The organism is Pedococcus cremeus (assembly GCF_900111375.1).
In the GTDB taxonomy this organism is placed as follows: Bacteria; Actinomycetota; Actinomycetes; order Actinomycetales; family Dermatophilaceae; genus Pedococcus_A; species Pedococcus_A cremeus.
On sequence record NZ_FOHB01000007.1, the window covers coordinates 192,959 to 205,176 of the forward strand.

Genomic DNA, 12,218 nt, shown 5'->3' on the forward strand with positions numbered 1-12,218 from the left:
ACCGTTCCACACGCGCCCCCCTCGGCGGTAATCGGGTCGGTGCGCTAACCGGGTCGGCCGCCCCCGGCGGGTAGGCTCCTGAGCACGATGAACGAGCACACCACCACCGACACCCCCTCGGCGCCCGTCCCGGCCGCAGCCACCCCGCCCACCGAGCTGCTCCCGGTCGACCCCGGCCTCGGCGCGCCGGCCACCGAGGCGGGCCACCCGGCATACGGCCACGCCCCCGGCACCACCGCGGCGGAGGCCCACGTCGCGACGCAGACGGCGGCGCAGCGGGAGGGTGCGGATGGTCCCCGGCCGTACGTCACCATCGTGCTGCCCTGCTACAACGAGGGCGAGCACGTGCTGCGCGAGATCGACCGGATCACCGAGGCGATGAACGCGAGCGAGTTCACCTACGAGCTCCTGTGCATCGACGACGCGTCGACCGACAACACCCTCGAGGTGCTCAACGACGCGGCCCAGCGCTACGCGAACATCCGCGTGATGCCGTTCCGCCGCAACGGTGGCAGCGGCACGGCCCGCCGCATCGGCACGCAGCAGGCCTACGGCGAGATCGTCGTGTGGACCGACGCCGACATGACCTACGAGAACGAGCGGATCCCCGAGCTGGTGCGGATCCTGCGCGACGACGACTCCTACGACCAGGTCGTCGGCGCCCGCACCACCGAGGAGGGCACCCACAAGTGGGCCCGCGTGCCCGCCAAGTGGCTGATCCGCAAGATTGCCGAGCGCCTGAGCAACCAGAAGATCCCCGACCTCAACTCGGGCCTGCGCGCGTTCCGCCGCGAGGTGTCGCTGCCCTACCTGCGGCTGCTGCCGCCCGGGTTCTCCTGCGTCACCACGATCACGCTGGCCTTCCTGCAGAACCAGCACGACATCAAGTACGTGCCGACGTCGTACGCCAAGCGTGCGGGTGAGTCGAAGTTCCACTTCCTGCACGACGCCTACCGCTACATCCTCCAGGTGCTGCGGATGGTCATGTACTTCGACCCGCTCAAGGTGCTCATGCCGCCGGCCCTGTGGCTGTTCGTCATCGGCGTCGTCAAGGGCGTCGTCGACATGTTCCGGCACCCGTTCTACTTCCCGGCCAGCACCGTGCTGCTCGTGGTCAGCGGCATCATGATCGGCTCGTTGGCCCTGCTCGCCGACCTGGTCGTCAGATCGCGCGAGGGCGTGTGAGCGCGGCGGCCCTGCGGGTCGCCGTCGTCGGGCCGACCCACCCCTACAAGGGAGGCGTCGCCGCCCACACGACGACGCTCGCGCACGAGCTCGCCGAGGCCGGCCACGACGTCACGCTGGTGTCGTGGTCGCACCTCTACCCGAGCCGGCTCTACCCCGGTGAGCAGGCGGTGCCCGGCGGGGCGCCCGACGTTGAGCCCTTCCCGCGCACGGTGCGAGCCCTGAGCTGGGCCCGGCCCGACACCTGGGTGCGCACCGGACGACGGCTGCGCGGCTTCGACGCGGTGGTCGTCGTGCACGTCATCCCGGCCGTGGTGCCCGCGCACCTGGCGCTGCTGCGTGCCGCCGGCATCGGCACCGGCGACCCGTCCGCGCCGCGCGGAATCGCCTTGGTGCACAACGTGCTTCCTCACGAGACGCACCGGGGCGACCGCGCCCTGGTGAGCCGCTTCCTGCAGCGGGTCGACGCCGTGCTGGTCCACTCCACCGAGCAGGCCCGGCTGGCCCACGAGCTCGGTGCCGGCCGCGTCTCGGTGGCCGAGCTGCCCCCGCACCTTCCCGGTGGCGCGCCGGTCGAGCGACCCGACCACGACGGCCCCACCCGGCTGCTCGCGCTCGGTATCGTGCGCGAGTACAAGGGCGTCGACGTGCTGCTGCGCGCCCTCGCCCAGGTGCCCGGCCCACGACTCACGGTCGCGGGGGAGATGTGGGGCGACGCCGGCGAGCTCGTGAAGTCGCTGGCGCGCGACCCCCGGCTGCGTGACCGCGTCGAGGTGCACGGCGGCTACGTGCCGGCCGAGCGGCTCGCGCCGCTGCTGGCCAGCCACGACGTCATGACGCTGACCTACCGCAACGCCACCGCGTCGCAGAACGTGCTGCTCGCCCAGCGCCACGGCCTGCCCGTGCTGGCCTCCGACGTCGGCAGCTTCGCCGCCCAGGTGCGCGACGGCGTCGACGGCCTGATCGTGCCGCCCGGCGACGAGGAGGCCCTGGTCGCGGCGCTGAAGCGGCTCGCCGAGCCCTCGTATGCCGCGCAGCTGCGGTCCGCGGTCGCGGCACCCGACCTGTCGGGGCCGTGGGCGACGTACGTCGGCACCCTCGAGGCGCTCGCGTCGCGGGAGGTCGCCACCGAGCCGGAGCCCGAGCCGGAGCCCGACGCCGGTGCCGACGTGGGAGCGCCACCGGCCGGCACCCTGCGGGCGCGGCTGCTCGCCCAGGTGCACCGGGCCGTGGCCGCTCGCCGACCGACCCTCTCGCTGCAGGCAGCCGACCTCCCCGACTGGATCCGGGCCACCGACGTGCTCGCCGACGCCGAGGACTCCGACCACGCCCGCGCGTTCGCCCGGCGTGTGGGGCTGCCCCGGTGCGCCGACGGCATCGCCGCCTGGGCCGCCCTCGGCGCGCTGGCGGCGATCGTGCGGGTGCGTGACGACGGCCGGCGCAGCGCCGTCATCGTCGACGAGTCCGGCAACCGCTCACCACTGTCGCGCTGGGCGCGGGCCATCGGGTTCGCGCCCGTGGAGCTCGACCTGACCGCGGGCCGCTCCTCGGTCGAGGTGCTCGACGTCGACACCGCCTCGCTCGACGTCATCGCCCGGCTGCACCCCGGCGGGTGCGACGCCGACGACGTCGACGAGGCCATGAGCCAGGCGTCGTGGGCGCTGCGCTCCGGTGGCCTGCTGGTGCTGACCCTGCCGATCGGGCCGGCCGGTGCCGAGGGCGCGCTCGGCCCGGCCGACGTGCGCGGGGTCCTCGCCCGATCGCATGACCTGGGCTTCGTGCTCGTCGGCGACCTCGACCGCGACATCACCGAGCGCATGCGGCGGGCGTCGACCGCGTCGACCCGAGCCGACGCGGCATACGGCCTGCTCCGCCTCACCCTGAGGCGGCGCTGATGACCCGCGTGCCCCGTCACAAGGTCCTCAACGCCCTGCGCATCGCGCTCGCCGTGCTGGTGGTGGCCGCCGTGGCGCTCGCCGTCTACCGCAACTGGGCCGAGGTCTCCGCGGACCTGCGCAAGATCAGCGGCGGTTCGATGCTCCTGGCCGCCGCCTTGGTGGCTGTCGCGCCCGTGCTGACCGTGCTCGGGTGGCGTGTCATCCTCACCGACCTCGGGTCGCCGCTCCACCTCGCGCCGGCTGGGGGCATCTACTTCGTCGGGCAGCTCGGCAAGTACGTGCCGGGCTCGGTGTGGAGCATCGTGGCCCAGGCGGAGATGGGCACCCGGCTGCGCATCCCCCGCGCCCGCTCGGCCGTGGCGGGCCTGATCACCATCGGACTCGCCGCCGTCTGCGGGTTCGCCGTGGGCCTGCCCGCACTGCCGCTGCTGTTCCGCCGCGACGACACCCAGTCGGTCGTGTGGGCGGTGCTGCTGGCGCTGCCGCTGTTCGCGCTGGTGCTCTGGCCGCGGCTGCTGAACTGGGGCATCGGCCTGGGGCTGCGACTGCTGCGCCGCGAACCGTTGGAGCACAGTCTCTCCGGCCGCGCCGTGCTCCTGTCCGGACTGTGCTTCGTGGGTGCCTGGCTCGCGTCGGGGGCACAGGCGTGGGTGCTCGTGCGCGCCGTGGGGGAGTCGACCGTCTCTCCCGAGCGACTCGCCCTGCTGTCGGTGTGCGGCTTCGCGCTCGCCTCCTCGCTGGCCATGTTCGCCGTGGTGCTGCCCGCCGGTGTGGGCGCCCGCGAGGGTCTGCTGGTGCTGCTGCTCGCACCGGCGACGTCGACCTCCGCCGCGACGGCTGTGGTCGTGCTCTCCCGGTTCCTCACGGTGATGAGCGACGTGGTCTTCGCCGCCGCCGGATGGGCCTGGGCCCGCTCCCACCACCTGATCACCTCGCGCGCCGAGCGCGAGCACGACGGCCTGCCCACCGAGGCGGACGACCCGGAAGGAGCCGCGACCGACAGGGACGCGCTCACGGGCGACTCGGTCGGCGACGAGGCCAGGCGCGCGTCCGGCCACACCCCCTCCGGCGGATAGGTTTCCCTGCATGACCTCACCCGAGAACCTGCCCGACACCGACGGCACCGCGCCCGAGGGCCAGGTCGCCGCGCCCCCTGGCGGCCGCCTGCTCGCGGTCGCCAAGCGCGGGGCCGAGCACCTGCTGTGGGCGCGGGTCGGCGTGCAACGGCGCCTCGAGGGGCGCTGGCAGCAGCGTGACGGCGAGGGCCGCCCGGTGCCCACCACCGTGCCGCCCACCGGGGTGCTGCGCAGCCGCGCCGAGTGGGAGCGCGCCGTCAACGAGGCCCGCCACCTACGGCTGCCCCTGCACCGGGACAAGCCGAAGAACTGGGACGCCCTCGGAGCCGTGGCGGCGGTGCTGACCCTCGCCGACGACGGCTCGCGGACGGCGAAGGTCATGGACGCCGGCAGCGCGCGGTACTCGCCGGTGCTGCCGTGGCTGCGCCTCTACGGGTTCGGGAACGAGCCGGCCTCGCTGCTCGGCATCAACCTCGAGTTCGGGGAGCCGGTGCACCGCGACGGGGTGGAGTTCCGCTACGGCGACGTCACCTCAACGGGGCTGCCGGACGCCTCGCTCGACGCCGTCACCTGCATGTCGGTGGTCGAACACGGGGTGCCGGTGGAGCCGTTCCTCGCCGAGACGGCCCGCGTGCTGCGCCCCGGAGGGGTGCTCTGCCTTTCCACCGACTACGACCAGAACCCGCCCGACACCCGCAAGCACACGGCATACGGCACGCCGGTGCGCATCTTCGACCCGGCACAGATCCGTGAGCTGGTCGCCGCCGCGGACCGGGTCGGGCTCGAGCTGGTGGGCGACGTCTCGGCGCCGGAGGCGCTGGCCCACCGCGAGCGGCCGGTGCACTGGGCACGGCTGGGGCTCGACTACACGTTCATCCTGCTGACCTTCCGCCGCCGGTAGCCGGACGCGGCGCCATCGCCTCCACGGGGGAGGGGTGGCTCCGACCGGCTGTAACTACTAGTATGTACGGCATGGAGGCGAAGACACGGCTCGTCGAGTCGGCTCGTGAGCTCATGTGGGACCGGGGGTATGCCGCGACCAGCCCGCGGGCGGTGCTCGACGCGGCGGGCGTGGGCCAGGGGAGCATGTACCACCACTTCCGCGGCAAGGAGGACCTCGCCCGCGCGGTGGTGGAGGGCAACGCGGAGACCATGCGGGCGCAGGTCGACCGGGACCTGGCCGGCCCCGGCTCGGCGGTCGAGCGGCTGGCGCGCTACCTGCGCCGGGAGCGGGACGTCATGCGCGGCTGCCGGTTCGGCAAGCTGGCCCAGGACCCCGACGTCGTCGCCTCCCCGGTGCTCGGTCCCCGTGTCGCGGACATGTTCGGCTGGCTCGTCGAGCGGCTGGAGGTAGTCGTCCGGGAGGGGCAGGCCGCGGGCGAGCTGCGGGACTCGTTGGACGCCCACCGGGTGGCGTCCGCGGTGGCCGCGACGTTGCAGGGCGGCTACGTGCTCGCCCGTGCCGCGGGGGACCCGGCCGCCTTCGACTCGGCGGTCGAAGGCCTGCTCGGGCTGCTCGACACGGCTCGGACCACCTCGTGAGGCGCCTGCAGCACGCCGCCGGCGCCGAGCCGGCTCCGCCCGAGGTCGTGTCCGGCTCGGCCTGGATCCGGTCGCTCGCACACCCCGAAGCCCCCTCCCGGCTGGTCGTCGACGACGTGACGTTCGCCCCGGGCTCGCACACGATCTGGCACCGCCACCCCTGTGGCCAGGTCCTGGTTGTCACCGCCGGTGCGGGCTGGCTCCAAGCAAGGGGCCGGCCGGCCCTGGCCGTCCGCGAGGGCGACGTGGTGTGGGTCGAGCCCGACGAGGAGCACTGGCACGGCGCCGCCCCCGACCAGCTGCTGCGCCACCTGTCGATCCAGGAGCACGACGACGGCCGCGCCGCCGACCTCGGCGAGCCCCTCGCCGCCGGGACCTACCCGCCCCGCCCCCGCGACCCCGAGGAGGACCCGCGATGATCGCCGCACACTACGAGATCGCCCTGCCCACCGACTACGACATGACCGTCATCCACCGGCGCATCGCCGAGCGCGGCAGCGCGCTCGACCACCGGGCAGGGCTGGGGCTGAAGGCCTACCTCGTGCGGGACGTCGCCGACGGGTCGCCCTCCAACGCCTACGCGCCGTTCTACCTGTGGACCGACCCCAGGGCCCTGGCCGCCTTCCACTGGGAGGGCCAGGGCTTTGGGGGGATCGTGCGGGACTTCGGCCGTCCCGCCGTCCGGACCTGGGTCGGTGGCCGGTTCCGGAGGGGTCCGGCCTTCGAGGACACCCCGCTCCACGCCACCACGCTGCTGGTGCCGTTCGCGCCCGGGACGGACCCCGCGGACGAGGTGCCCTCCCTCGACCAGCGGGCCGCCGCGTTGAGCGAGCAGGCTGCTACGCACTCCGTCGCGTGGGCGGTGGACCCGAGCCGCTGGGAGGCGGTCATCCTGCGGTTGGCGACCACGCCCCCGAGCGGTGGCGACGCCGGCACGGCATACCGCGTCGGGCATCTGTCTGCACCGGAGATGTCCACGCTCTGACCACAGCGTGACGCCCTGCCTGACCGGCGGGTCAGGCAGGGCGTCACGACTCTCGGGTCAGGTCTCCCCGGGTCAGGCCCTCCGGGTCAGGCCGCGCCCGGCTCCTGGGTGTCGCTCGCCGGGTACTTCTTGATGAAGTCGACGATGACCGCGCCGGAGAGGTCGCCGCACAGCTGCCTGTGTCCGGCGTCCTTGGCCCAGTGGACGAGCGCGAACGGCTTGCCCTTGGGGAAGGCACCGCGGGAGTTGTCCCACTCGACGACGAGGAACTTGTCGCGCGACTGGCTCTGCTTGTTGGCCTGGTCGGCGATGTCGCGGAGCAGCTTCTCCTTGCCCTTGGTCTGGGTGCTGTCGTACCAGAGGATCGTGTAGCCGTGCTCGAGGTTGTGCACCAGCGTCTCGACCGCGGGACGGTCGGCAGCCGTGTAGAACTTGCGCGGGCTGACCGCCGGGGCCGCGAAGTGCGGGCCGTGTGACGGCGGCACGGTGTCGTACTTGACGGTGGTCTCGTTGGGCTTCGGGGTGCCCGGGCCGACGTGCTCGCCCTGGCCGCCACCGGTGTCGGTGGTGATCGGGTCGCAGGAGGCGGCTGAGGCGCCCACCCCGAGGTTGGGCAGCTGCTGGGACTTGGCGTCGTTGACGGCGAAGGCCACCACGCCACCGAGGCCGGCCAGGAGCACGAGGCAGCCGATGACGATGCCGACGACGACTCTCTTCTCCTTGGCCTTCTGGGCCTTCTGCACCTCCGCCAGCCGCGCCTTGCGGTCCTGGCTCGCCTTCTTGTTGCTCACGGGTTCCTCGCGTTCGGGGGGACTCGGGTCGGGCGCAGTCTACGTGCGCGCCTTGTGCGGGTGGGGCAGCCGCTGTCACGGGGTGCCGTGCGCCCTCGTCGGTGCAACGGGTCAGACTGTCCGTGTGTCCCCGACGTCCCGCCCTGCCGCCGATGCGGCGTCTGCGGAGACTGCGCCGGCGCGGGAGCGCGTCTGGCGACCGCGGCGTCCCGTGTCGCTGGGCGCCATCCTGACCATCTTCCGACGGGGGAGTGGCGACCCGACGTTCCAGAGCGACCGGGGCCAGGGATGGTGGCTGGGGCTGCCGACGACGCTTGGTCCCGCCACGCTGCACCTGCACGCGCGTCCCGCCGACGACGAGGTCGTTGCCCGCGCGTGGGGGCCGGGCGCGGAGTGGGTGCTCGAGCAGATGCCGGCGCTGCTCGGTGACGGCGACGACGCCGACGGGTTCGTGGCACACCACCCGCGCGTGGCCCAGGCCAAGGTCCGGTATGCCGGGTGGCACGTGCCGCGCTCGGGTCTCGTCCTCCACGCGCTGATGCCGGCGGTCATCGAGCAGAAGGTGACCGGGCAGGAGGCGTTCTCCGGGCAGCGGGTGCTGGTGCGCCGGTTCGGCCAGCCGGCCCCCGGCCCGGGTGCCGCTCGTGGGCTGTGGGTGCCGCCGGACGCGAAGGCCTGGGCGTCGATCCCGTCGTGGGAGTGGCTTCGCGCCAGCGTCGACGGCGCCCGCTCCGGCACCGCCGTGCGCGCCGCCCAGCGGGCCGGTCGGCTGGAGGAGGCTGCCTCACTCGACCTGGCCGAGGCGCACCGGCGCATGCGCTCGGTCGCGGGCATCGGCGTCTGGACCGCGGCGGAAGTGGCCCAGCGCGCGCTCGGCGACCCCGACTCCGTCAGCTTCGGCGACTACCACGTGGCGAAGAACATCACCTGGGCGCTCACCGGTGAGGCCCTCGACGACGACGCCTGTGCCGAGCTGCTCGAGCCGTATGCCGGGCACCGCTACCGCGTGCAACGGCTCCTCGAGCTCGAGGGAGCGATGCGCCCGAGGCGGGGACCGCGGATGGCCCCACGCCGCCACCTGCCCACCCGCCGCTGAGCCGCCTGTCCGCGCGGGCCCTGCAGCAACCTCTGCTAACAGGGGTTGCTGCCGATCGGACAGGTTGGTGCATACCCCAGGGGAAGCACCCTCTGCTGGGTTGGATGAAACGCACCCCGCGGACCGGCCGTGTCGTGCCATCCTTCACCCCGATCGTCGGAGCGGGGACTGCAAGGGGTGGCACGTGGAGATCACGGGCACAGCGGGGGAGCTGCTGGCACGGTGGGGATGGATCGTGGCGCTGGTCGTGATCTTCGCCCTGGTCTACAAGTTCGGCACAGGTGGCTCGTCAGGGTCCTCATCGCCTGCGGGTGCAGGCTGCCTCGCGGCCGTGGTGATCGCGCTGCTCTTCTTCGTCTTCGTGATCTTCTGAGCTCAGGCCTGCGGGTGGCCGTCCCATCGAGCTCAGCGCTTGGAGGGGCGCCAACCGGCGGCCTGAGCCTCGGACTCCGTGCAGAACCAGCGCTCGCCCTTGGACTCGCTGATCTTCGTCACGTCGTAGAAGGCGCCGCCCGGCACGTGGTAGATCTTCTCGCCGTCGCTGGCGATGTTGCCCTTGATGAGGCACGACTTGGGCGCGGCGGCCGGTGCCGGCGGTGCAGCAGGCGCCGGCGCCGGCGCAGGCGAGACGGCCGCGAGGCAGCCGCTGCTCCAGATCCCGCGGTGGGCGGCCTTCGCCGCGGCCTGGGCCCTCAGGTGGGCGGCCTGGCCGTTGTACGCGACGTCGTAGGTGTACTCCCGCCCGAAGCCTCCGGCGATGAGCAGCTCGGCGACGGACCGGCCGTCGGCCAGGCGCACGTGGCGCAGCAGTCGCCCGTAGCGGTCGCGGTCGTCCTGGGTCGGGTCCGCGAGCAGCTGCACGCTCTTGCTCTGGACCAGGCTCTGCATCCTGCTGGCTGCCTGCTGCGCGTAGCAGTCGTGCGACCTCAGCTCCGGGGTGTCGATGCCGATGACCCGCACCCGCTCGGTCTTCCCGGCCAGCCGCACCTTGATCGTGTCGCCGTCGGTGACGCCGACCACCGCAACGAGCCCCGAGGCGACCGGCTTCTTCGAGGGGCTGGGCGCCTTGGGCGCAGCGGCAGGCGTGGTCTTTGCAGGTGCTGGCTTCTCGGTGGTGGGCCGAGCCGTCGCATGGGCCGCCGCCGTCTTCGTGGCGGCCTGCGCGATCGGCCGAGCTGCGGCTGTCGCCTGCGTTCCCGGGCCGTCTGCCTCGGGCGTGCACCCGGCTGCCAAGCCCCCCGCGAGGGCAGCCGCCAGCGCGGTGGCTGCCAGTCGTCGTCGGGCGGACAGCAGGGAAGACATCGGTTGCACTCCTGTGGTGACGGACTTGTCCGCGACGGTAGGTCGGCAGCCGGCAGTGCCGCGGCCGATCACCCCAGAACGGGCCGAACGGCCGACCGCCCATCAGGCGTTGCGCTCGCCGAGCCGCAGCACGGCCTCGGGCTCGCCGGGCGGTGACGCCAGCTCCGCGAGCAGGCCCTCCGCCCAGAGCGCGACCTCGAGCCGTGCGACGGCCCGGCCCAGCTCGAACGGGTCGCCGGAGGTCACCCTCACGTCGCCCGGCCCCACGTCGACGCCGACGTCGGGTAGGCCGTGCAGCGCGACGCGCACGGCCCGCCCGACCCGGTCGCCGACCGGTTCCGGGTGCACAGCCGGTATGCCGCACTCCTCAGCCTCGGGGGAGCCGGGCTCGACGCCCAGGCTGGCCCGGACCGCCTCGACCCAGCCGTACCCGAACCAGTCCTCCCGGCCGGTCCGCACCAGCGACCCCGCGCCAGCGACAGCGGCCACCCCAGCGCCGTCGCCAAGGCCATCGCCGCCGTCCTCGACCACCCAGCCGTCCAGCCCACGGACCAGCGCCGCCGGCACCCCCTCGGCCTTGCCCTTGACGAGGTCTGCCGCGGCGGCGACCTCGTCGGCCAGGGCACGCGCGGTCACCGCGAGCGGACGGCCGTCAGCGTCCACTCCGCCGCGCAGGTCGTCGAGCACCTGCAGGCCCGCGGTGCCGAGTGCGAAGTCGACCTGCCCTGCGCGCCAGGCTCGCCCGGCGGTGTCGCTCAACACCAGCCCCAGGCGCCGACGGCCCGAGGCTGCCAAGAGGGCCCTGTGCAGCGACCGCGCCGCGGCATCCGGTTCGGCGGGCAGGAGGAGGAGCCCGTCGCTGCCGCCGGTGTTCGACGCGTCGACCCCGGCGGCCGCCATGACCGGTCCGGCGACGGAGTGCACGATCCGGGTCAGCCGGTCACCCGAGCGCCGCTCGGCGACCACCCGCCGGGTCTGCTGCGCGATGACGGCCTCGCGGTCAGCGCCCGCCTCGGCCCACAACCCGAGCGCCTTGGAGACGACTTTGCTCGAGACGACGAGCACGTCACCGTCGAGCAGGCGCTCTCCGACGCCCTCGACCGCGGCCAGGAGCAGCGCGGCGAGGTCCGCGCCCGCCGGCACCTCCGGCATACCGGTCAGCGCCGTGACGGTGACGTGCACGGTCAGCGCTGCTTGAGCTCGAGGGCCAGGTCGAGGGCGGCGCCGGCGATGTCGGCGGTGGCGTCGACGTCGGTCATGAGCAGCGGCCGGCCGCGCACGGCGAGCCGCGGCAGGCCGGTGACGGTGCCCTCGTCCTCGGGCGCCACGAGCCAGCCGTCGAGGAAGTCGGCGTAGAGCCCTGCCACCGCAGCGGTCGTCGACTCCAGCCCGATCGCTTGCAGGCAGGCGTCGGCGTGGCCGCGCACGGGCGCGCCCGAGATCAGCGGCGACACCCCGACCACCGGCGCGGTCGCGCCGCGAAGCGCGTCGCGGACCCCCGGGACGCCGAGGATGATGCCGATCGAGACGACCGGGTTGCTCGGCGGCAGCAGCACCACGTCGGCCTGGCGGATCGCATCGAGCACGCCCGGGGCGGCGGTCGCCTGGTCCATGCCGACGGCCACGAACCGGCTCGCCGGCACCTTGGCCTGCATGCGCACCCACCACTCCTGGAAGTGCACCGCCCGCGGACCCTCGCCCTCGTCGACGACCACGTGGGTCTCGACGGGGGAGTCCGTCATCGGCAGCAGCGTCACACCCTGCTGCGGCAGCCCCCACCGCTCGGCCAGCCGTGCCGTCACCTCCGACAGCGACAGGCCCTGGCCGAGCCACTGCGAGCGCACGACGTGCGTGCCGAAGTCCTGGTCGCCGAGGTGGAACCACTGCGGCACGGCGCCGTATGCCGCGAGCTCACCCTGGACGCGGAACGTCTCGTCCGCGCGGCCCCAGCCCTGTCCCTCGTGGACGCCGCCGCCAAGCGTGTAGAGGATCGTGTCGAGGTCCGGGCACACCCGCAGGCCGAAGAGCGTGATGTCGTCGCCGGTGTTGCCGATGACGGTCACGGTGCTGTCGGCGAGCTCGGGGGTGCGGTCGAGATGGGCGCGCAGGCCACGAAGGAACCGAGCCCCTCCGACGCCGCCTGCCAGTGCCGTGATGCGCATGGCGGGCAGTCTCTCAGGGGAGGGTCAGGAGGCCGCACCCGGAGTCCTCGAGGACCCGGCTGACGCCCCCACCGGCAGCCCCTCCAGTAACACCCCTCAGCCGTGCGGGCAAATATCAGAGTTCCGCTTGACGGATCACGTATGACACGCGTGTAATTCCATCATTGTCTCGAGCGGCACA

Annotated in this window: 13 protein-coding genes; 9 read left to right on the top strand and 4 right to left on the bottom strand. The window is 73.6% G+C overall.

The window, feature by feature from the left end; translation table 11 throughout:
• Window positions 1–87 precede the first annotated feature (87 nt).
• The 7 genes from BMW78_RS14725 (at window position 88) to BMW78_RS14755 (ending at window position 6,686) form a co-directional block, all read left to right on the top strand.
• The gene (locus tag BMW78_RS14725; RefSeq protein ID WP_245735881.1) at window positions 88–1,185 is read left to right on the top strand and encodes a glycosyltransferase family 2 protein; all 1,098 of its coding nucleotides are present in this window, start codon (window positions 88–90) and stop codon (window positions 1,183–1,185) included.
• Window positions 1,182–3,080, top strand: a complete 1,899-nt coding sequence (locus tag BMW78_RS14730) for a glycosyltransferase family 4 protein (protein WP_245735882.1) — start codon at window positions 1,182–1,184, stop codon at window positions 3,078–3,080. The genes BMW78_RS14725 and BMW78_RS14730 overlap by 4 nt, the downstream gene beginning before the upstream one ends.
• The gene (locus BMW78_RS14735; protein WP_245735883.1) at window positions 3,080–4,159 is read left to right on the top strand and encodes a lysylphosphatidylglycerol synthase transmembrane domain-containing protein; all 1,080 of its coding nucleotides are present in this window, start codon (window positions 3,080–3,082) and stop codon (window positions 4,157–4,159) included. Before BMW78_RS14730 ends, BMW78_RS14735 begins: the two co-directional genes overlap by 1 nt.
• Window positions 4,160–4,169: 10 nt before the next feature.
• A complete protein-coding gene (locus BMW78_RS14740; protein ID WP_091761287.1) occupies window positions 4,170–5,060 on the top strand; it encodes a class I SAM-dependent methyltransferase in 891 nt (296 codons plus the stop codon).
• Between the two features lie 71 nt (window positions 5,061–5,131).
• Window positions 5,132–5,701, top strand: coding sequence for a TetR/AcrR family transcriptional regulator (locus tag BMW78_RS21325; protein ID WP_091761489.1), 570 nt, complete (start codon window positions 5,132–5,134; stop codon window positions 5,699–5,701).
• Window positions 5,698–6,120: a cupin domain-containing protein gene (locus tag BMW78_RS14750; protein ID WP_091761289.1), complete on the top strand. Its 423-nt coding sequence runs from the start codon at window positions 5,698–5,700 to the stop codon at window positions 6,118–6,120. Before BMW78_RS21325 ends, BMW78_RS14750 begins: the two co-directional genes overlap by 4 nt.
• Window positions 6,117–6,686, top strand: a complete 570-nt coding sequence (locus tag BMW78_RS14755) for a DUF4865 family protein (protein ID WP_091761291.1) — start codon at window positions 6,117–6,119, stop codon at window positions 6,684–6,686. The genes BMW78_RS14750 and BMW78_RS14755 overlap by 4 nt, the downstream gene beginning before the upstream one ends.
• 86 nt (window positions 6,687–6,772) lie before the next feature.
• Here the strand turns inward: BMW78_RS14755 and BMW78_RS14760 are convergent, their stop codons facing one another.
• A complete protein-coding gene (locus BMW78_RS14760) occupies window positions 6,773–7,477 on the bottom strand; it encodes a DUF3105 domain-containing protein (protein ID WP_091761293.1) in 705 nt (234 codons plus the stop codon).
• 124 nt (window positions 7,478–7,601) lie between these two features.
• Between BMW78_RS14760 and BMW78_RS14765 the strand changes: the two genes are divergently transcribed.
• Window positions 7,602–8,573, top strand: a complete 972-nt coding sequence (locus BMW78_RS14765) for a DNA-3-methyladenine glycosylase family protein (RefSeq protein WP_245735884.1) — start codon at window positions 7,602–7,604, stop codon at window positions 8,571–8,573.
• Window positions 8,574–8,757: 184 nt separating this feature from the next.
• Window positions 8,758–8,946, top strand: coding sequence for a hypothetical protein (locus BMW78_RS14770; protein ID WP_091761297.1), 189 nt, complete (start codon window positions 8,758–8,760; stop codon window positions 8,944–8,946).
• Window positions 8,947–8,978: 32 nt separating this feature from the next.
• Here BMW78_RS14770 and BMW78_RS14775 read toward each other — a convergent pair whose 3' ends face one another.
• The 3 genes from BMW78_RS14775 to cofD all read right to left on the bottom strand — a co-directional run bounded on the left by BMW78_RS14775 (window position 8,979) and on the right by cofD (window position 12,037).
• Window positions 8,979–9,875 (bottom strand): thermonuclease family protein, encoded by an 897-nt coding sequence (locus BMW78_RS14775; RefSeq protein WP_091761298.1) that lies wholly within the window; start codon window positions 9,873–9,875, stop codon window positions 8,979–8,981.
• A 102-nt stretch (window positions 9,876–9,977) separates the two neighbouring features.
• The gene (locus tag BMW78_RS14780) at window positions 9,978–11,057 is read right to left on the bottom strand and encodes a coenzyme F420-0:L-glutamate ligase (protein ID WP_245735885.1); all 1,080 of its coding nucleotides are present in this window, start codon (window positions 11,055–11,057) and stop codon (window positions 9,978–9,980) included.
• Between the two features lie 2 nt (window positions 11,058–11,059).
• Window positions 11,060–12,037, bottom strand: coding sequence for a 2-phospho-L-lactate transferase (cofD, locus tag BMW78_RS14785; RefSeq protein WP_091761300.1), 978 nt, complete (start codon window positions 12,035–12,037; stop codon window positions 11,060–11,062).
• Window positions 12,038–12,218 lie beyond the last annotated feature (181 nt).